Origin of the sequence: Polaromonas sp. (assembly GCF_016185115.1) — a bacterium.
Taxonomy (GTDB): Bacteria; Pseudomonadota; Gammaproteobacteria; order Burkholderiales; family Burkholderiaceae_C; genus Polaromonas.
The window spans coordinates 418,974-435,540 of the sequence record NZ_JACPOF010000030.1; the positions used below are offsets into that span (position 1 = coordinate 418,974).

Genomic DNA, 16,567 nt, shown 5'->3' on the forward strand with positions numbered 1-16,567 from the left:
AAATTTTTATTCGAGTGAAATCTTCGCCGCCTCGACGATCTTCTTCCACTTGGCGGCTTCTGCGTTCATCAGCGTACCCAGGGCTTCAGGGCCACCGTTGGCGGATACAAGTGCAAACTGTGCAAATTTGGCCCGCCCTTCGGCGGAGCTGGTGTATTTATTGACTTCCTGGTTCAGTTTTGTGACCACGTTTTTGGGCAGGCCTGCCGGTCCGACAAACGCAAACCAGACGGTAGCCTCCAGGTCCACACCCTGCTCAAGGGCGGTGGGAACGTTGGGCAAACCGGGAAAGCGCCTGGCCGAAGTCACGGCCAGGGCACGCAGCTTGCCCGCCTGGATGTTCTGGATAAAAGGCGTGACCGGCGCAAAGACACTCTGGATGGATCCACCCAGCAGGTCTGTCATGGCGGGTGTATCGCCCTTGTAAGGCACGGCCTGCGTGGCAGCACCGGTCGTGGTCTTGAAGGACTCCAGCGCCAGGTGACCTATGGTGCCGTTGCCAGGATGGCCTGCCGAAGAACTGCCGGGCACAGCTTTGGATGCCGCCACAAACTCCTTCAGGCTGGCAGCTTTCACACCCGGGTTCACCACAATCACCAGCGGTATCTCGCCCACCAGCGCGATGGGCGTCAGGTCCTTCTGCGCGTCAAAAGGCATGGTCTTGTACAGCGACTTGTTGTTGGCCAGCGGACCGGAGGTCGACAGCCCCAGCGTGTAGCCGTCCGGCGCTGCCTTGGCCACTGCATCGGTGCCAATGTTGCCGCCCGCCCCCGCGCGGTTGTCAACGATGAATTGCTGGCCGAAAGCGGTGCTCAGATGCTGTGCGACCTGCCTGGCCACCAGGTCGGCACTTCCGCCAGCAGGAAAAGGCACGACAACGCGCACCGGTTTGTTCGGCCACTCCGCCTGCGCCATGGCAGCCGTTTGCGACAGCAGCAGCATGCCAGCTGCAGTGACAGCGGCTTTCAGGAAATTTTGGCGTTTCATGTATTTGTCTCCGTGAATGGTTGTGTCTTATTGAAAAATTCAGGGGTTCGAGGCTGCCTGACGCTGGCGGGCCAGCTCGCTCAGAATACCGGGCAGCTTGTCTTCCGCCTTCTTTTTCAGATCGTCATAAATGCTGTTGCCGTGTGCATCGATAGCCACCGTCGCAGGGCCAAGGTCTTCAACACGCAGGGTCGTCAGGCGAAATTGCGAGATGTACTCGTTCCAGTGCGTGGACACCACACCCCGTATGGCCTCTGACAGCAACGGCGCACCGCCTCCCAGGAAAGACAGAAAGGCACAGCCGGACTCCTTCATGGCTGCAACGCTGGCCATGTCAAGACCGCCCTTGCCACCGACAAGGCGCAAGCCCAGCAGACGGATGAGGTCAGGCATGTAGGGGTTGTAGCGCGTGCTGGTGCTCGGGTTCATGTACAGGGCCTCGGGCCCGGCATCGGTGTCGCGGATATATGAACTCAAATGGAAGAAGGCACCGCCGTGCAGATCAAGCGGCAAGGCATTGCCCGCCTTCAGCTCGCTGACCATGCGTTTGTGCGTGGGCAGGCCTATGCTGATGGTGATGTCACCACTGAGCATGACCATATCGCCGACGGCCAGTTCGCGCACAGCATCTGCATCCAGCGGCAGTTGAAGGTGATGCGTGCGGCTCATTCAAACCACTCCACCGTACCGTCGTTCTGGATGCGCGCGCCATAACGGCGGTTGATCCAGCAATTGAGCGCCACCGCCACCGGCATGAAACCGTGGCTGGCTGCGTAATCTATGTGCACCGCCATCGCAGTTGTATCGCCGCCCGTACCCATGGGACCAAACCCCATGCTGTTGATGGCCTTGAGCAGGCGCTCCTCCATGGCCGCCAGAATCGGCTCGGGGTTGGTCTTGCCAAAAGGCCGCAATATCTGCTGCTTGGCCATGCGCGCGGCGTAGTCAAAGGTACCGCCAATGCCGACCCCGACAACGATGGGCGGGCACGGTTGCGAGCCGGCCTTCATCACCACCTCAAGAATGTACTTTTCGATGTCTTCCAGCGTCGGATAGACAAAGGTTTCAAGCGCTTCCCATCGCCCGCTGCCCATGGCCTTGGGTGCGCAGATGATCTCGAGGTAATCGGCCTCATCAATGATGTCGAAGGTCAGAATGGGCATGTCCTTGCCCGCATAACCGCGCTGGTGCGTCAGCGGGTTGGTCACCATGCGCAGAATTGGCGGCTGGATGTTGGCTGCCAGGTCTGCGAGTCCATCAATCATGGCCTGGCGCACAGCGCCTTCAAAGCGCACTTTTGTGCCGATCTTGACCGAGTACACCGGTATGCCGATATCGGAGCAGATCAGATGATCCTGCTTTTCCGACTCATCGGCGCTTTTGAGCATGATGGTCAGCGTCTTGCGTGCCGTGTCCGAACTGTCGGCGGTCTCAGCGCGGCGCAGCACGGCCTTGGTGTCTTCAGGTATTTTTTTGAGCGATCGCTCATACAAATCGGCGGTGACCGAGCGTATCAACTCACTGGTGATGGGCATGTCTCGTTATCTTCTTGTGCAGTCAGGAAATCTTGACCTCAAGGATGCAACGGCCGGCTTCATTACACAAGCTGAGATTTTTTGCTTTTCGCGCAGCGAAATAATTTCGGCCGCCGGCTTCAAGGGTTTTCCCTTGCAATCAGCGGTCCGAATGGCCTGAAAACTATTTGGCGCTTGTCTTACTGTTTCAAAACAAAGGCCGCCAGCGCCTTCACTTCCTGCGGCTTCAAACCCGTAAACGCAGGCATGGGCACCTGCCCCCACTTACCCGCACCGCCGGCCCGAATGCTGGCTTCAAGTTTGGCCTGCGCCTGAGCATCACCCTTGTATCTCATCGCCACGTCGTGATACGAAGGGCCGACAATTTTCTGGTTGATGGCATGGCAGCCAAGACATGCGTTCGCAGTCAGCAGTGCCTGCACATCAACCGCACCGCCCGCCGCCGCGACCGGAGTTGCTGCCTGTGTTGCCGCTGCCACGGCAATGGGCGCAGGCGCTTTTGCAGTGCCGTAGGTGACCGCGAGGTACTCGCCGATCTGGTTGACCTCGGCATCACTCAAGGGCGCTGCATAGGCATGTTCCATCTTGCGAACTTCTGCTGTCCACTGCGCCTGGGTCATGCCTGGCGGTTGCTGGCTGATGTAATCCGCGGAATGACAGATCGCGCACTTCTGCATGGCGACCTGATAGCCGGGCAGTTTTGATGGTTTGAGTTTTGCGGTTTCCAGCGGCAGCCTGAGTGTCAAGGCCTGGGCGAACGACGTTGCGGGCAGCAAAAATCCCGTGAGTGAAAGGCCGAGGGCGGCAATGAAATGAATGGTTTTCATGGCGTACTCCTAGACCGCGACCACACGCGTGGTTTCAATCACGTTGCGCGCATAACCACCCGGGTTCCAGCTCGCCGTCGCAGGCTGCACATCACCCTTGTTATTGGTGGCCCGAACCATCAGGGTCGCCGAGCCTTTTTTCGCCGGCGTCCACGGCAGGCTCCATTCGCGGAATGAAAAACGTCCCAGGTTCTTGCCCAGCACGGCATCGTGCCACTGCGTGCCATCTTCAGACACCTGCACGGTCTTGATGCCGCTGCCACCATCGAACGCAATGCCCTTGAGCTGTACAGCCTGCCCGGTTTTGACACGTGCCTTGTCAGCCAGGCTGGTGATGAAAGAACGCACGGGAATGCTGGTAATGGGCCGGGTGGCAGTTGGCGCAGTGCCTGCCGGCACGCACATGCAGGCATTGTCGGGAACACGGTAGGCGGTTGACATGAAGAAGCCCTCAAAGCCATGGTCCAGCACATTGATCTCACTGAGGTGCTTGACCCAGTAGGTGCCGAAATAACCCGGCACGATGAGCTTGATCGGATAGCCATTGAGGAAGGGAATGTCCGTCCCGTTCATGGCCCAGGCAATGATGGGCTCGGCACTCAGGGCCAGGTCGATATCCAGCGCCTTGACGAAATCGGGCGTCTTCGGCAACACCGGCGTATCAAGCCCATTGAAGGCCACCTGTTTTGCCCCGGGCATCACACCGGCCTTGTTCAGCACAGTACGCAAAGGCACGCCGACCCAGCGCGCATTGCCCATGGAACCATGGCCCAGCTGGGCGCCGAAAACACGTGGCTCCGAATACCCGCGGCTGTTGCCTGAACACTGGTTGACAGCGACTACCTCAACCGGCTCACCTAGGGCTTTGAGATCGGCCAGTGACAGCGACAGTTGCTGCTTCACATGGCCGGTGATTTTCAGCTGGTAGGTTTTTGCATCAATACTGGTCGGGATATTGGCCAGGTGGTAACGCACAAAAAACGCGTTGTTCGGCGTGATGGCACCTTCACCGAAAACGCTGAAGGGCGTTTCAAGGTGCGGCGGCCTGGTGGTAATGCGCAGCAGCGGCCGCTTTTGCGGATAGGTCACCAGTTCACGTTCACCATTGCCGAAAGGCATGGTGCCTGTGGCGGCAAGACTGTGCAGCGGCAGTGCCGACAGGCCGGCTACACCCAGGCCCGCATGGCGCAGGAAACGGCGCCTGGCTTCCTGCTGTTCGTCGTGGTGGCTCATCGATAGTCCTTTTGTTATGTGATTCACACGGGCAAGCCGTGAATGCCTGTCGATGATATGGAGCAAAGGGAACGCGCACAAGGCAAAAATGACATCTGTAACAGGGTCGGGTCTGCTTACTTCTACTGCCAGACGAACACCCCTGCACAAGCACGGCCTTGGCCAAGCTCCTAGACTGCACACAGTTCTTCCCTGCAGACCTGAACCTGAAAGCCGGTGTTCCACATGATTCCCTTCTCGGTCCTTGACCTCTCGCCCATAGTCCGGGGCAATACGGCTACCGATGCATTCCGCAACACGCTGGCCCTCGCGCAACATGCAGAAAAACTCGGCTTCAAGCGCTTCTGGCTGGCCGAGCACCACAACAACCCGGGTATTGCCAGCGCGGCCACCGCCGTCGTTATCGGCCATGTGGCCGGTGGCACAAAAACCATTCGTGTTGGTTCCGGCGGTGTCATGCTGCCCAACCATTCCCCGCTGGTGATCGCCGAGCAGTTCGGCACACTTGAATCGCTCTACCCCGGGCGCATAGACCTGGGCCTGGGGCGCGCACCCGGCACCGACCAGCTCACCGCACGCGCCCTGCGGCGTGACCACATGAACAATGCTGACACCTTTCCGCAGGATGTAGAAGAACTGCGCGCCCTGTTCGGCCCTGTGCAGCCGGGCCAGCGGATTCGCGCGGTGCCGGGCGCAGGCCTGGGGGTACCGCTCTGGATACTCGGCTCCAGCCTCTTCGGTGCACAACTCGCGGCCATGCTGGGCCTGCCCTTTGGATTTGCGTCGCACTTTGCACCCGACATGCTCATGCAGGCGCTGGACATTTACCGTGACCGCTTCCAGCCGTCGGCACAGCTTGCAAAACCCCATGCCATGGTGGTGGCCAATGTGGTCGCTGCCGACACCGACGAGGCCGCGCGTTACCAGTTCACCTCGGTGCAGCAGTCCATGACCAATCTGCTGCGTGGCGCACCCGGCATGATGCAGCCGCCCATAGACGACATTGACAGCTACTGGTCACCCTCCGAAAAGGCCGGTGCGCAGCGCATGCTCAGGTATGCCATTTCAGGTTCACCCTCCACGGTTGAAAACAGGCTGCGCAGTTTCATTGCAGAAACTGCTGCTGATGAACTGATGGTGACCTCGCACCTCTATGACCCTACCGTAGCCAGGCGCTCACTGGAGATCGTGGCGCAAGCCAGAGACGCACTGGGCAGTCAAGGCAGAGCGGCGGGCACGCGCTAGACTGCCTGCATGCTGATCAGCACCTTTCGGATACGCATCGGGACCATGTTTCGGATGGTCATCCCGGCCCTGACGCTGGCGGTACTGGGTGCCTGCACGGAAGCGCCCAGCTGGCAGAAACTTCTGGGCGCAAAGATCAGCCAGCAATACCCGGCTTACAAGGTACAGACTGAAGCAAATGGCAACCTGCTGGTGGAGCGACCTGGCATGTCCGCCATGCCGGTAGATGTCAACGCCATTGCCGCGTTCTGCCTGCGCGGTGCCAAAGACTGCGATTACGCGACTGACCAGATGCTGCTGCAACTGCAAAAGCCCTGAAAGCTGTATCAACAGCGAACGAATCCGTGCAACGGAAAGTCAGCTTGCCCTCAGGCAGGTGAGGTCATGCTCCGTAAAGGTCTGTAAATCTGCCAACCGGCAAGCTTGCAACAACGTTAGGCAGGTACAACATCCCGTTGAGGAGACGTCTCATGCCGCCCCACTGTTCCCGCCCCGCCCGATTGCGTCTGCTGCCCACACTTGCCACACTCACCCTGGCGATATCGGGAATACTGGCGGCGCACACGGTGCTTGCTCAAACCGGTACCAGCACGGCGGCTGCGTGGCGCGCTACCTCACGGCTGGGTTATGGCCCCACCGCCGACAGCGCACAGGCCGCCGAGACCAACCCCAGGGCGTGGGCACTGCAGCAGATTGATGCTGCATACGCCGCCAGCAAAAGCGCACCTTACATCCCTGCAGACATCAACCGCTTCAACCAGCCGCTGGGCGATATTGCACGCGACTACCGCGCGGAGCGTGAAGCGCGCCGCACCGTGAGGGAACAGGCTGCCGCTACGCAAGCCGGCACGCCGCCCGCACCCAACACAAAACTGGTAGACAACGCCACCGACGCACTGGGCTTCAGCCGCGAGATGCAGCAGACGGCCGCCGCTTGGCGCCTGCTGTCCTGCAGTGATCCGTCGATTGAAAATCCGCTGCTCGCCAAAATGACCGAGTTCTGGTTCAACCATCTCAACGTGTTTGTGGGCAAGGGCAATGTCCGGCCCTTCACCGGCCACTACGTCGTCAATGCCATACGCGCCAACGCACTCGGCAGGTTTGAAGACCTGCTGCTGGCCAGTGCCCGCCACCCGGCCATGCTGTACTACCTCGACCAGGCCCAGAGCAATGTACGCGGCCTCAATGAAAACTATGCGCGCGAGCTGATGGAGCTGCACACGCTGGGCGTTGATGCCGGCTACACACAAAATGATGTGCATGAACTGGCGCGCATCCTCACTGGCTGGACGGTCGGCCTGCAGCAAGGCGAAGGTTTCAGGTTTGCCGAACGCCTGCATGACAACGGCGACAAGACGCTGCTGAAAACAACCTTCCGGTCCAACGGCGTGCGTGAAGGCGAGGAAGCCATACGCATGCTGGCGCGCCAGCCCGCAACGGCAAATCGTATTGCGCGCCGCCTCGCCATGACTTTTGTGGCAGACAAACCCTCGCAGGCGCTGGTAAACCAGCTCTCTTCAACCTTTGTGAATACGCAAGGCGACATCCGCGCCGTGATGCACACACTGGTGAACTCGCCAGAGTTCTGGCGCGCCGACAACAAGCTCTTCAAGACGCCGCTGGACTTTGCCTGCTCAGCCCTCACTGCAGGCGGCGGTGTGAAGGACAGGCGTGAACTGCAGCTCACACTGGGCTTTCTTGCGCAGGCGGGCCAGCCCATACACGGCTGGCAGACACCTGATGGCTACAAGACCGATGCCGCGACATGGCTGGCCCCCGAAGCACTCACGCGCCGCGCCGACTATGCCATTGCACTGGGTGCACGCATGGCAGAACCTGTGTACCTGCAGCCCTTCATGAGCACCGCCAGCCGTGACCGCATCGCCCAGGAGCCCGCCGGCCAGCGCACGGGCCTCACATTCGCCAGCCCCGACTTCATGAGCAAGTAGCTGCTGTTCACACCATTCAGGAGCGCAACATGCATTCAGATGACAAACCCGACCTCTTGCGCCGCCGCTTGCTGGCAGGCACCGGACTTGCGCTAGCGGGGCTTGCAGCACCCCGCATCTGGGCACAGGCCGCACCCGCAGGCTCTGCGCGCAGCCAGCAAGGCCGTCTTGTCGTGGTGCTGCTGCGCGGCGCCTATGACGGCCTCTCGGCCTTTGTGCCCTATACCGATGCCGACTACTACAGTACACGGCCCAACATTGCGATTGCCGCGCCGGATGGCAGCACACGCACTGCCATCAAACTCGACGACACTTTTGCACTGCACCCCGCACTGTCGCCCCTTCTGCCGCTCTGGCAACAGGGCGTGCTCGGCTTTGTACCGGCTGCAGGTTTACCCAAACCGAATCGCTCACATTTTGCGGCACAGTATGAAATGGAAATTGCACAGGGCGGCAAAAACAGCGCCACCGCGGGCTGGCTCAACACGGCAGCAGGTGTCAGCGCCAAAGGTGTGCAGACTGCAAGCGCCCTCGGCGTGGGTGAAGCCAACCCGGCGATTCTTGCCGGCGAAGCCAGCGTCAGGCTGATTCCACGCGGGCAGGCCGCTGAAAGAACCGGCGTACTGGCCAATGACAGGACACGTCAGGCCCTGATGGATTTGTATGCAGGCAACGACAAGGTCAGCGAAGCCTTCCGCCAGGGCGCGGGCAGCCGCATGCAGAGCGCGCAGGAACTCAGCACCGAAAAAGCCGCCGTCACCAGCCGCCGCGAAATGGCAGCGCGTGAAGCCGCTGCCAGGGAAGGCAACCGCATGCTGGACCGCGACGGCACACCGCCGACTACCCAGGCGCAAAACGCACAGATGCTGGCCGCCAGCAACGGTGCGGCGGACCCTGTCGGCCTGCAACTCGATGCCCAGCACCTGGGCACCCTGATGCGCAACGACCGCAGTCTGCGCCTGGGCTTTTTGTCAGCCGGTGGCTGGGACACCCACGCCAATCAGGGCAATGCCAATGGCCAGCTCGCCAACAACCTCGGCAATCTGGGCCGCGGCATCATGCAATTGCGGCAGGATTTCTCGGAGCCCGGCGATGTGGTGGTGGTGATGAGCGAGTTCGGCCGCACGGCGAGTGAGAACGGCAGCCGGGGCACAGACCACGGCTACGGCAATGCGATGTGGCTGGTGGGTAACAACATCAATGGCGGACGCTGGCACGGGCAGTGGACAGGTCTTGCACGCGGCAACCTCAACGAGTCACGCGACCTGCCGGCCCACCATGATTACCGGGCCGTGCTGGCCCACGTGTTGCGCGCGAACTTTGCGATGCCCGATTCTGCGCTGGCCAGTGTGTTGCCCGGTGCGCGTTGGGACAGCCGGCTGGATGGACTGATACGCCGCAGCTGATTTTTATTTTTCATCAGCCCCAGGGAACACCATGAACAAGTCTCTCCCCCGCTTTCAGGCACGGCCCTGGTGCTGACCAGCGTTTTCACCTTCAACGCTTTTGCACAGACGCCGCCACCTCCTGCCCCTGCACCCCAGCGCGGTGAGGTCGAGGGCCGGCCCATGCTGGAGAAGAACTTTGATGCGATTGATGCCAACAAGGATGAGCAACTGACACGGGCTGAACTGAAGGCTTACCGGGAAGCGCATAAGGGTGAGCGTCGGAAGTAAGCCTTTTGCGGCTTTGGCATTTTTGGGCGTCTCGTTGAGTTGAGGATTTGCCCTTCATGACCAAGCCGGGTCTCGCCCCGGCGGGCGAGTTACTTTTCTTTGCTTCGCCAAAGAAACCTAACGAAAAGAAAGGCGACCCGACGTCTGGGTCCTTCCGCTTCGCTACAGGCAACCTGCGGTGCTCGATTACGCCGGCGGGAAAAACAACTCGCTTCGCTCAAACAAGTTTTTCCCCTTGATGCCGTCTCCATCTCCGCTCCTCGGCCCAGCCTCCACGGGGTTGGGGATGAATGCGGATTCGGGGAGCCCAAAGCGCGAAGCGCTTTGGGCGAGTCTTCGGACTGCGTCCCCCAAACCCTTGGAGAGGAGCCGAGAAGCGCAGGGCCAGACGGATCAGGGCTGAAACTTGTTTGAGCCGCATGCGAGTTGTTTCAGACCCCGGCTGGACCGAGCATCGCAGGTTGCCCGTAGCGCAGCGTAGGGACGACGAACAGGGTCGCGTTTCTTTTGGTTACTTTTCTTTGGCGAAGCAAAGAAAAGTGACTAGCCGCCGGGCTACCCCCGGCCTGGTAGTGAAGGGCAACAACCCTCAATCACCACTCCGTTCATCCGAACGCCGCGCCTTCTCAGGCCGCGGAATCTTCTTGAACTTGATCAAACGATTCGTCTCAATCTTGTCCTTCTTCACCTGCCGTTCGGCATCAAGCAACTGCCCGGCCGCCAGCCAGCCGGCAAACTCCTCAGGCGTCTCCAGCGTGATGCGCCCCAGCGTCGAAGCGCGAAATTCGTAAATAACGATCTCGGCCGCCTTCTGCAGATTCACACGGCCCTTGGTCAGCACAGCGCCACGCTTGCGGCCTATCTCTTCGAGCATCTGCTCATCGGTAATGCCGGGCGTGACTTCAACCTTGTAGCGCGCCTCCAGCGCCGCCGGATAGGTCTTGATGAGGTAATCGAGCAGCTCAAGCGCGACTTCTTCTTCATTGAATGCATTGCGGCCGATGGCGCCGCTGGCCGCCAGGTTGTAGCCACTTTTGGCGACGATGATGCGCGGCCACAGCATGCCCGGCGTGTCCCACAGGTAAAAGCCGTCGGCCAGCACCAGGCGCTGCTCGACCTTGGTGATGCCGGCCTCATCACCGGTTTTGGTGGCGCGCTTGCCGGTCAGGGTGTTGATCAGCGTCGACTTGCCGACGTTGGGGATCCCGCAGATCAGCACCCGCATGGGCTTGACCATGCTGCCGCGTGTGGGCGCAAGCGCATGGCAGGCGTCGATCAGGCGGCGGGCCGGGGCGGTTTCGCTGGCGTCAAGTTCTATCGCCCGCGTGTTGGGCATGGCGTTGTAGTAATCCAGCCAGAGCGGTGTGCGTTCGGCGTCGGCCAGGTCACGCTTGTTGAGCACCTTGAGCGCAGGTTTGCCGCTGGTGAGTTCGGCCAACATGGGGTTGGCGCTGGAGCCGGGCAGGCGCGCGTCCAGCAGTTCAATGACGACATCAATCTCCTTGATGCGCTCGCTGATGGCTTTTTTGGTCAGGTGCATGTGACCCGGAAACCACTGGATGGCCATCTGTGTTCTTTCTTCTCTATTGAGGTTTCGTGAGGTCTTGCGGGGTGCGGCAGCCGCACAGGCAGATTGGGGGGAAAATCAGGGCGTGGGCCGGTGCAGGCTGATTCAGCCTGCCGACCCGCTATTTTCCTTTAAAAGACTGACCATGCCCCTTCCAAGTGCCCCAACCCAGAAACCGACACCCGGCAAAGCCGCGGTGGCCAGCACCAAAGCCAACAACGAACTGGCCATGAAAGGCATTCTGCTCACCATGATCGGGCTGGGCGTGCTGGTCTCGCCCTACTTCATCACGTCGCCAGGCATGCAGGGCATTGTTGCCAAATCGACGCTGGTCGGCTGGTTTGCGCTGGTGCTGGGCATTGCCTTCCTCGGTGTGTTCTTCAGGCGCCGCATGGCGGCTTCGTCCGGGTCCTGATTCTCAGGCAGACCGTGGGAGAAGGCGTTTCAGACCTGAACGCGGCGCAGGCCCGCATTCGCGCGCTGCAACGGAGCCAGGCCGCCGCCGGACTGGTCTTTCGTGGCCCGCCTGCCGAACCCACAACCTGCTGCGGCCGGGGCTGCAATGGCTGCGTCTGGGAGGGCTATTACGCGGCGGTCGACTGGTGGTGTGAAGACCTTGGCCAGGCACTCGCTTCGCAAATTTTGCCGCATACGGCAAAAATTTAACGTACATGTTAAAAATCAGGATTTTGTTAACTTATGAGTTAACATTTTGATTTTACCTGCTTCTGCGAGCCTGATCCGGAGCCAAAAAACACGCCAAAAACGGCATTTTCAGGTGCCAAATCGGCCTCCAGACCTTTAAATACGCACGTGAGCAGCTATCAAAAGCGTAGCAATCAGCGGCTCGCGCCCGGCAGCTAAACCGCCATCGCAGGCTGGCGGCGGCCTATGCCCAGCCGGTCTGGCGAGACGTATTGCTCCCGGTAAACCTCAAACGGCATGGTGTCGGCCTTTTCGATCTTTTCCTGCTCCAGCAACGATGCCAGCGTCAGCCGGTTGAAGTGGGTTTGCCACTCGGCCAGAAACGGCAACTCAAGCAGGGTGTTGCGCGCCTTCTCTGACTGCGCGCGCACAAAGTTGATGAAGGAGTTGTCAAACTCGTTTTCAATCGCCGCCAGCACGCGGGCCGATGGCAGCGTCGATGCGTCCCGCAAGCCGCCACTGGCGGCAGCCAGCGCGTCGCGGTGATGTGTGCCGCCGTGGGCGGCGTCCAGTGCGTCGGCAATCGGCGCACATTCGGCGACGATCTGCGCGCCCCACGCCACCAGCGACACCTGCTCGCCGGAGCGTTCAAGCATCAGGCCGGGCTCACGGCCGCGTGCTGCGGTGCGGTGCTGGTTGCGGCCCAGCGCGGCGATCTCCGCCGGGCTGTCGTCCGGGCTGTCCGAGAGCAGGCAGTGCAACAGGAACACATCGAGAAAGCGCATGGTCTGCGCCGTGATGCCGACGGGGATGAAGGGGTTGAGGTCCATCAGCCGAACCTCGATGTACTCGACACCCCGTTCACGCAGCGCATGCAGCGGGCGTTCGCCCTGGAAGATCACGCGCTTGGGGCGTATGGTGCCGTAGAACTCGTTTTCGATCTGCAGCAGCGTGGTGGCGAGCTGGTTGTAATCACCGCCGGGGTTGCGTATGCCGACCTTCTCATAGGGCGGATAGGCGCGGGTCAGGGCATCGGCCAGGGACTCTCCGTAGCCTTCAAGGCTGTTGTAGCTGACAGCCAGTGAGGATTGCGCATCGCTCTGGTAGCCCAGCCGCCCCATGCGCAGCGAGGTGCCGTAAGGCATGTGCATGGTGTGGTCGCCCAGCTTTTGCAGTTCATGGTCGCGGCCCTGCACAAAGGTCGAGCAGACGGCCGGCGAGGCGCCAAACAGGTAAAGCAGCAAAAAAGCCTGCCGGCGGAAGTTGCGGATCAGGCCGAAATACTCTTCATTGCTGACGCCGGGCAGCGACCAGTTGTAGTGAATGCCCGAAATCGTCTGCATGCGCCTGCCGTAGCGGTGCGACAGGCCCAGGCGGTAGACGCTTTTGGCGCGTCCGACGTTCGACGAGCCAAAGCGCGCCACGGGAATGGTCTCGTCCGTCGGCAGCCCGCAGGGCATGCTGGACACCCACAGCATCTCGTCGCCGATGGCTTTCATCGACCGGTAGGTGAACTGGTGGATACGGGTGAGTTCGTCCAGCGCAGCGTCAACACTGTCATGCGCCCCCGTGACCAGCTCGACCTGCGACTCGCTGAAGTCGGTGGTGATGCTGGGGTGCGTCAGCGCAGAACCGAGCGCAGCCGGGTGCGGCGTCAGTGCGAGGGCACCCGAACGCTGGGCGCGCAGGCTTTCCTTTTCAATGCCGCGGCGCATGCCCCTGAGGCGCTCAGGCGCAAGCGCGGCCAGCCGGTCTTTCAACAGACCTGCCCTTGCCTCCTGCTGCTGCGTGCCCGTGGCCGCCTGCAATTTGTTCATAAACTTGTTCCCGCCGATTCCTGAATTGGGGTGGAAGTTATCACAGCCGGGCGCTTCACGCTGGCGCGGCCCCTTTTGCCAGTACACACCGTAGCAGGGTGTGCCCGCCGCCGTGCAGGGCCGGCCCGAAAGCGTTAGGAGAGGCAGGGCTTGGCCGCAACAGGCCCCACCGGGGGTGGGAAAAGCCGCCCCAAACGCAAAAACGACGGCCGCCAGACTCAAGTGCACAAACTTTCTTGACTTGCCGCAAGCCCTCAACGACCATCGACAATACGTAACAGGAAACTCCGGTGCGGCCCGGCGTGCAGATGCCCGTCCTGGTGATCAGGATACCCGCCGCATGCAAATCTCCATGAAAAAACTGTTCAGGAACATCTTTGGCAAAAAAACATCTTCCAGCCAGGGAACCCAGGCCGACACCGCACGGGAAAACCGGGACAGCCCGGTCTCGATAGAGGACGGCTCGGAAAACGCCACCCGGCGGCAGCTGGTGCAGGTGCTGCTGCGCGATGTGCTGCGCAAGAGCGGCATCCCCGCCGACTGGATTGAATGCCAGATGCTGCTGGTGTCCAGCCGCAGCCGTGGCCAGGGCATGTATGTGCGCCTGCTGGTGAGGCACTGGGACGAGCGGCTGATGAATTACCTTGTAGCGTTCCAGCAAACCCTGATGACCGATATTCGCCGCTTTGAGCCGAAAGCCGAAGAATGGCTGCACGGCATCTCATGGCAACTCGAGATGGCTGACCAGTGCCCGTACGCCACACTGCCGGACAAATCATTCTGGGTGGAAGCGCTGCAGAAACCCGCAGCGCCCATGGCCGAGGTTTTTGCCGAACCTATACCCGAAGTTCTTGCCGACCCCGACAAGCCGGCCTTCAAACCGACAGCTGACGACGAGGAAATCAATCGGGCCCGGGACCTTGAACGCCTGTTCGCCATCCGTGACCAGGAACTGGACCGCCAGGCGGCACAAGGCCTGACACCTCCAGATTTCGAAAAGACGCAACCCTCCTCGCTCTAGCACCGCCGGGTCTGCCCGCCCTCAAGCCATCAGGGAAAACGACAAGCGGCACCCGGCTGATTTCTGCAGGCACGGTGCTACGCTGGCCCGATGACCGCAACGACACCCGGCACAGACCCTTCTTCACTGGCAGATTCACGCTACGCCGTGATGCGCCTGCTGGTGACCCTGGCACTCATGACCGTCGGCGCTGCCGGCATGTATGTGGTGCCGGTCGTCATGACAACGGTACAGGCTGAATTCGGTGTCGCGCGCGCCGATGCATCTCTTGCCTACACGCTGCTGATGATTGGTTTCGGCCTGGGCGGCATGCTGATGGGCAGGCTGGCCGACCGTTTTGGCGTGACCGTTCCGCTGCTGATAGGCGCAAGCGGCCTGGGTTTTGGATATATCGCGGCGTCGATGTCCGGCAGCATCTGGACCTTCACGCTGGTACACGGTTTGATGATAGGCCTGCTGGGCAGTTCTGCGACTTTTGCACCGCTGCTGGCCGATACCTCACTCTGGTTTGTGAAACGACGCGGCATTGCGGTGGCGGTCTGCGCCAGCGGCAATTACATTGGCGGTGCCATCTGGCCGCCCATAGTCCAGCATTTCACCGAGACCGTGGGCTGGCGGCAGACCTACCTCGGCCTGGGCATCTTCACTTTTATCACCATGACGGCGCTGGCGCTGATGATGCGCAGGCGCCCGCCGCTGGCTGTGGCGTCAAGCACGGGCGGGCAGTCATCGGGCATGTCGAGTGCCCGGCCTTTTGGCATGACGCCCTCGCGTGCGCAAATCCTGCTGTGTATTGCCGGCGTTGCCTGCTGCACGGCCATGGCCATGCCGCAGGTGCACATCGTGTCGTACTGCACCGACCTGGGCTACGGTGCGGCGCGCGGCGCAGAAATGCTCTCGCTGATGCTGGCCTGCGGCGTTGTCAGCCGGCTTGTGTCGGGCATCATCTGCGACCGCATAGGCGGGCTGCGCACGCTGCTTCTGGGCTCGACCCTGCAGGGCATCGCCCTCGTGATGTTTCTGCCCTTTGACGGGCTGGTGTCGCTCTACCTGATTGCCGCGCTCTTCGGGCTGTTCCAGGGCGGCATCGTGCCGTCTTACGCCATCATCGTGCGCGAATATTTCGAGCCCAAGGAAGCCGGCGCGCGCGTCGGCACCGTCATCATGGCCACCATGCTGGGCATGGCGCTGGGCGGCTGGATGTCAGGCAAGGTGTTTGACCTGACGGGTTCGTACCACGCGGCCTTCATCAACGGTATCGCGTGGAACCTGCTGAACTTCAGCATTGCGTTTTTTCTGCTCTACCGGGTTCATCGTGCGCGTAATCTGCGCACGGCTGCGGCGGCGGGCTGACCCCGGTACGCCAGACCGTCAGGCCAGCACGCGATGGAGCCAGGCCTCCATATCGCCAATCTCCTGCGGGCAGACCGAGTGTTCCATCGGGTATTCATGCCACTCGACGTTGTAGCCCAGGGCCTTCATGGCATCGCGTGAAGCCGTGGCGCGATCAAGTGCAATCACCGGGTCGCGTGTGCCGTGGCCCATGAAGATGGGCACATCCTGGCTGGCGACGCTGCGCTCGACGACGATCTTGCTGGTCAGCGGCAGGTAACCCGACATGCACATCAGGCCGGCCAGCTTTTCAGCATGGCGCAGGCCGATCATGAGTGTCATGGCACAACCCTGCGAGAAGCCGCCCAGCACGATCTTGCTGGCCGGGATGCCGCGCGCTTTTTCATTGGCAATGACTTCTTCCATCGCGACCAGCGAGGTGCGCAGGCCGGCTTCATCTTCACGCCGCACCAGGTCGGCGTTCAGGATGTCGTACCAGGCCGGCATCTGGTAACCGCCATTGATCGTCACGGGAATCACCGGCGCATTCGGGAACAGGAAGCGCACCGGGCCTATGGCGGACAGGTCCAGCTCTTTCGCAATCGGCAGGAAGTCGCGCCCGTCAGCCCCCAGGCCGTGCATGATGATGATGGTCGCCACCGGGTTTTCGCCGGTCTGGGCTTCGAGGACTTTGAGGGACATGAAGTGGGCTTACAAGAGTTCTTGAACAGCC

General features: G+C 61.1%; 17 protein-coding genes. 9 read left to right on the top strand and 8 right to left on the bottom strand.

Annotated elements, in window-relative coordinates; all coding sequences use genetic code 11:
• Positions 1-6 precede the first annotated feature (6 nt).
• The 5 genes from HYX42_RS22950 to HYX42_RS22970 all read right to left on the bottom strand — a co-directional run bounded on the left by HYX42_RS22950 (position 7) and on the right by HYX42_RS22970 (position 4,582).
• Positions 7-987, bottom strand: coding sequence for a tripartite tricarboxylate transporter substrate binding protein (locus HYX42_RS22950; protein ID WP_293407623.1), 981 nt, complete (start codon positions 985-987; stop codon positions 7-9).
• A 39-nt stretch (positions 988-1,026) separates the two neighbouring features.
• The gene (locus HYX42_RS22955) at positions 1,027-1,656 is read right to left on the bottom strand and encodes a fumarate hydratase C-terminal domain-containing protein (protein WP_293407625.1); all 630 of its coding nucleotides are present in this window, start codon (positions 1,654-1,656) and stop codon (positions 1,027-1,029) included.
• Positions 1,653-2,522 (bottom strand): fumarate hydratase, encoded by an 870-nt coding sequence (locus tag HYX42_RS22960; protein WP_293407627.1) that lies wholly within the window; start codon positions 2,520-2,522, stop codon positions 1,653-1,655. The genes HYX42_RS22955 and HYX42_RS22960 overlap by 4 nt, the downstream gene beginning before the upstream one ends.
• A gap of 179 nt (positions 2,523-2,701) precedes the next feature.
• Complete coding sequence (locus tag HYX42_RS22965; RefSeq protein WP_293407628.1) at positions 2,702-3,349, bottom strand: c-type cytochrome; 648 nt, start codon at positions 3,347-3,349, stop codon at positions 2,702-2,704.
• Positions 3,350-3,358: 9 nt separating this feature from the next.
• The gene (locus HYX42_RS22970) at positions 3,359-4,582 is read right to left on the bottom strand and encodes a molybdopterin-dependent oxidoreductase (RefSeq protein WP_293407630.1); all 1,224 of its coding nucleotides are present in this window, start codon (positions 4,580-4,582) and stop codon (positions 3,359-3,361) included.
• 225 nt (positions 4,583-4,807) lie between these two features.
• Here HYX42_RS22970 and HYX42_RS22975 point away from each other — a divergent pair, with 225 nt between their 5' ends.
• The 5 genes from HYX42_RS22975 to HYX42_RS22995 all read left to right on the top strand — a co-directional run bounded on the left by HYX42_RS22975 (position 4,808) and on the right by HYX42_RS22995 (position 9,452).
• Positions 4,808-5,827: an LLM class flavin-dependent oxidoreductase gene (locus HYX42_RS22975; protein WP_293407632.1), complete on the top strand. Its 1,020-nt coding sequence runs from the start codon at positions 4,808-4,810 to the stop codon at positions 5,825-5,827.
• A gap of 9 nt (positions 5,828-5,836) precedes the next feature.
• Positions 5,837-6,145 (top strand): hypothetical protein, encoded by a 309-nt coding sequence (locus HYX42_RS22980; RefSeq protein ID WP_293407633.1) that lies wholly within the window; start codon positions 5,837-5,839, stop codon positions 6,143-6,145.
• 152 nt (positions 6,146-6,297) lie between these two features.
• Positions 6,298-7,776: a DUF1800 domain-containing protein gene (locus HYX42_RS22985; protein ID WP_293407634.1), complete on the top strand. Its 1,479-nt coding sequence runs from the start codon at positions 6,298-6,300 to the stop codon at positions 7,774-7,776.
• Positions 7,777-7,805: 29 nt separating this feature from the next.
• Positions 7,806-9,182 carry a DUF1501 domain-containing protein gene (locus HYX42_RS22990; RefSeq protein ID WP_293407636.1) on the top strand — a complete coding sequence of 459 codons (1,377 nt, stop codon included), beginning with the start codon at positions 7,806-7,808 and terminating at the stop codon, positions 9,180-9,182.
• Positions 9,183-9,251: 69 nt separating this feature from the next.
• On the top strand, positions 9,252-9,452 hold the full coding sequence (locus HYX42_RS22995; protein ID WP_293407638.1) for a hypothetical protein: 201 nt from the start codon (positions 9,252-9,254) through the stop codon (positions 9,450-9,452).
• Between the two features lie 589 nt (positions 9,453-10,041).
• Here the strand turns inward: HYX42_RS22995 and ylqF are convergent.
• Positions 10,042-11,019 (bottom strand): ribosome biogenesis GTPase YlqF, encoded by a 978-nt coding sequence (ylqF, locus tag HYX42_RS23000; protein WP_293407641.1) that lies wholly within the window; start codon positions 11,017-11,019, stop codon positions 10,042-10,044.
• A 145-nt stretch (positions 11,020-11,164) separates the two neighbouring features.
• On the opposite strand from ylqF, the gene HYX42_RS23005 reads away from it, so the two are divergent.
• Positions 11,165-11,434, top strand: coding sequence for a hypothetical protein (locus tag HYX42_RS23005; protein ID WP_293407643.1), 270 nt, complete (start codon positions 11,165-11,167; stop codon positions 11,432-11,434).
• Positions 11,435-11,469: 35 nt separating this feature from the next.
• A complete protein-coding gene (locus HYX42_RS23010) occupies positions 11,470-11,685 on the top strand; it encodes an oxidoreductase-like domain-containing protein (protein ID WP_293407752.1) in 216 nt (71 codons plus the stop codon).
• 194 nt (positions 11,686-11,879) lie between these two features.
• On the opposite strand, the gene gshA is transcribed toward HYX42_RS23010, so the two are convergent.
• Positions 11,880-13,481: a glutamate--cysteine ligase gene (gene gshA / locus HYX42_RS23015; protein ID WP_293407645.1), complete on the bottom strand. Its 1,602-nt coding sequence runs from the start codon at positions 13,479-13,481 to the stop codon at positions 11,880-11,882.
• A 340-nt stretch (positions 13,482-13,821) separates the two neighbouring features.
• Here gshA and HYX42_RS23020 point away from each other — a divergent pair, with 340 nt between their 5' ends.
• The gene (locus HYX42_RS23020; RefSeq protein WP_293407647.1) at positions 13,822-14,502 is read left to right on the top strand and encodes a hypothetical protein; all 681 of its coding nucleotides are present in this window, start codon (positions 13,822-13,824) and stop codon (positions 14,500-14,502) included.
• Between the two features lie 90 nt (positions 14,503-14,592).
• Positions 14,593-15,855 carry an MFS transporter gene (locus HYX42_RS23025; RefSeq protein ID WP_293407649.1) on the top strand — a complete coding sequence of 421 codons (1,263 nt, stop codon included), beginning with the start codon at positions 14,593-14,595 and terminating at the stop codon, positions 15,853-15,855.
• Between the two features lie 18 nt (positions 15,856-15,873).
• On the opposite strand, the gene HYX42_RS23030 is transcribed toward HYX42_RS23025, so the two are convergent.
• Positions 15,874-16,536, bottom strand: a complete 663-nt coding sequence (locus HYX42_RS23030) for an alpha/beta hydrolase (protein WP_293407651.1) — start codon at positions 16,534-16,536, stop codon at positions 15,874-15,876.
• Between the last annotated feature and the right edge of the window lie 31 nt (positions 16,537-16,567).

Excerpts from the sequence above, each read along its gene's own strand:
- HYX42_RS22950 (WP_293407623.1), bottom strand. The coding sequence starts at position 987 with ATGAAACGCCAAAATTTCCTGAAAGCCGCTGTCACTGCAGCTGGCATG.
- HYX42_RS22955 (WP_293407625.1), bottom strand. The coding sequence starts at position 1,656 with ATGAGCCGCACGCATCACCTTCAACTGCCGCTGGATGCAGATGCTGTG.
- HYX42_RS22960 (WP_293407627.1), bottom strand. The coding sequence starts at position 2,522 with ATGCCCATCACCAGTGAGTTGATACGCTCGGTCACCGCCGATTTGTAT.
- HYX42_RS22965 (WP_293407628.1), bottom strand. The coding sequence starts at position 3,349 with ATGAAAACCATTCATTTCATTGCCGCCCTCGGCCTTTCACTCACGGGA.
- HYX42_RS22970 (WP_293407630.1), bottom strand. The coding sequence starts at position 4,582 with ATGAGCCACCACGACGAACAGCAGGAAGCCAGGCGCCGTTTCCTGCGC.
- HYX42_RS22975 (WP_293407632.1), top strand. The coding sequence starts at position 4,808 with ATGATTCCCTTCTCGGTCCTTGACCTCTCGCCCATAGTCCGGGGCAAT.
- HYX42_RS22980 (WP_293407633.1), top strand. The coding sequence starts at position 5,837 with ATGCTGATCAGCACCTTTCGGATACGCATCGGGACCATGTTTCGGATG.
- HYX42_RS22985 (WP_293407634.1), top strand. The coding sequence starts at position 6,298 with ATGCCGCCCCACTGTTCCCGCCCCGCCCGATTGCGTCTGCTGCCCACA.
- HYX42_RS22990 (WP_293407636.1), top strand. The coding sequence starts at position 7,806 with ATGCATTCAGATGACAAACCCGACCTCTTGCGCCGCCGCTTGCTGGCA.
- ylqF (WP_293407641.1), bottom strand. The coding sequence starts at position 11,019 with ATGGCCATCCAGTGGTTTCCGGGTCACATGCACCTGACCAAAAAAGCC.
- HYX42_RS23005 (WP_293407643.1), top strand. The coding sequence starts at position 11,165 with ATGCCCCTTCCAAGTGCCCCAACCCAGAAACCGACACCCGGCAAAGCC.
- gshA (WP_293407645.1), bottom strand. The coding sequence starts at position 13,481 with ATGAACAAATTGCAGGCGGCCACGGGCACGCAGCAGCAGGAGGCAAGG.
- HYX42_RS23020 (WP_293407647.1), top strand. The coding sequence starts at position 13,822 with ATGCAAATCTCCATGAAAAAACTGTTCAGGAACATCTTTGGCAAAAAA.
- HYX42_RS23025 (WP_293407649.1), top strand. The coding sequence starts at position 14,593 with ATGACCGCAACGACACCCGGCACAGACCCTTCTTCACTGGCAGATTCA.
- HYX42_RS23030 (WP_293407651.1), bottom strand. The coding sequence starts at position 16,536 with ATGTCCCTCAAAGTCCTCGAAGCCCAGACCGGCGAAAACCCGGTGGCG.